Source organism: Clostridium sp. HV4-5-A1G (genome assembly GCF_900184915.1).
GTDB classification, from domain to species: Bacteria; Bacillota; Clostridia; order Clostridiales; family Clostridiaceae; genus Clostridium_B; species Clostridium_B aromativorans.
Genome location: NZ_FXYI02000323.1, coordinates 1 through 1664, shown reverse-complemented (window position 1 = coordinate 1664; position 1664 = coordinate 1). Strand labels below are relative to the sequence as shown.

Genomic DNA, 1664 nt, shown 5'->3' with positions numbered 1-1664 from the left:
AGGTTGCACAATAGGAAATTCCTCTTCCTCTCAATTCTTTCTCATTTTTAAAACCTGACAGCCTTGGATTTGCACCTAATGAATTTTTCTGCCATCGATGACTTTCCTTTTAAAACAAAAATGGGTATAAAGCCTCTGACTTTATACTCTGTCTCATTAACTTGACAAATTAGAAATTCCCTTTACTTATCAGTTAGTCTATATTTAAATTATAGTAAATTGGCAGACAATATTCATTGAATTATTCTGTAATCTTGATGCAATAAAACGTTTACTTTTTTTTCAGCAATTGTATTTTTTTGTACTAAATGCATCTATTTATTGTACTTCATTGTGTTTAAACTTATGTTGTAGTCTGTACGAAGAGGGTGTAGCACCCACTATTTTTTTAAATACTTTTACAAAATATCCACAATCTTCAAAGCCCAAATCTATAGAAAGATTTTTAATGGAAATATCAGAAGTTTCAAGCAGCTCTTTTGCCTTTTTCATTCTCAATTTACTTATATAGTTGGAAAAATTCTCACCGGTCATTTTTTTAAAAAGTTTGCTGAAATAGCTGGAACTAATATTACATAAAGATGCCATTTCATCTAGACTAATGCTATGACAATAGTTATTTTGAATGTATTCTAAAGCTGGCCTCAAAATTATATTGTTCTTCTGTTCTTTTATTTCAAAGCTCTTGTTATAAATTCCCTTATTAATAGTATCAATTAAACTATATACTTTATCAGGTTCTTTTCCCTGTGTTATGTTTACATTTTTCATATTTTCATCTCTGCTTGTCATTGATATTATTTGACTCATTTCATTTAATTTTGTTTTTAGTAAAACTTCTTCTACATTTTTATTTCTGCTTGTCATTAATATTTCTTCATTCATCTCGTTTAATTTTATTTTTAATAGGGCTTCCTCTACTATATAGTTACTGATAAGAAATATCATATTGGCAACTGATTTAATCCTATCCAGTGAAACTGCTCGAATTTTTTTATACGCTTCCTCAATTTCTTTTTTATCAAACAACTTTGCTTTTGTGAACCTATCTTCAAATATCCGTTCAAGATCTTTCTTTCGGCAATCCTCTTTAATTAAAATCTGACCACCCACCAATGCCCCTAAATATTGACCATCTACAATTACAGGTATGGCAAAAACCAATAGTCCCATATGACATATATACACATAAGGATGCTGCAGCCTGGCCGCTTCTAACCCTCCTCTTGAATCACACTTTTCACACAATTTGGAGTAAATACAGTTAGTTCTTATGATTTTACAGAAATCACTACAATTACTATGCTTCGTAACAGGCGTCCCTTTATAATCAACAGTCAGTAGGGACGTCTCCACCACTTTTGATATAGCATCTTGAATCTTTTGAAAATTATTTACATTAATTATATAGTCTAAATTGGGAAAATTACTTTTCAAATTAATTCCTCCCTTCACAAAAAATATAAGTTAATTGTGAATACACAATTATTGGTCAGCTTAAATTTTAAGCATTCAGTAGATAAGAATTATTAGATACGTTATCAAATTTTTTATTGAAATGTTGAGATTGATCAGTTTTCTAATCCTATATGAAATCTTTATAGTTTATTTCTATTCTATAATTAATTATAATACATTTAACTTATACTAGTAAACAATCTATA

At 28.9% G+C, this 1664-nt stretch carries 1 protein-coding gene; it reads right to left on the bottom strand.

The features are described 5' to 3' along the window. Positions 1-318 precede the first annotated feature (318 nt). Positions 319-1437, bottom strand: a complete 1119-nt coding sequence (locus J5G60_RS18205) for a PocR ligand-binding domain-containing protein (RefSeq protein WP_150358918.1) — start codon at positions 1435-1437, stop codon at positions 319-321. Between the last annotated feature and the right edge of the window lie 227 nt (positions 1438-1664).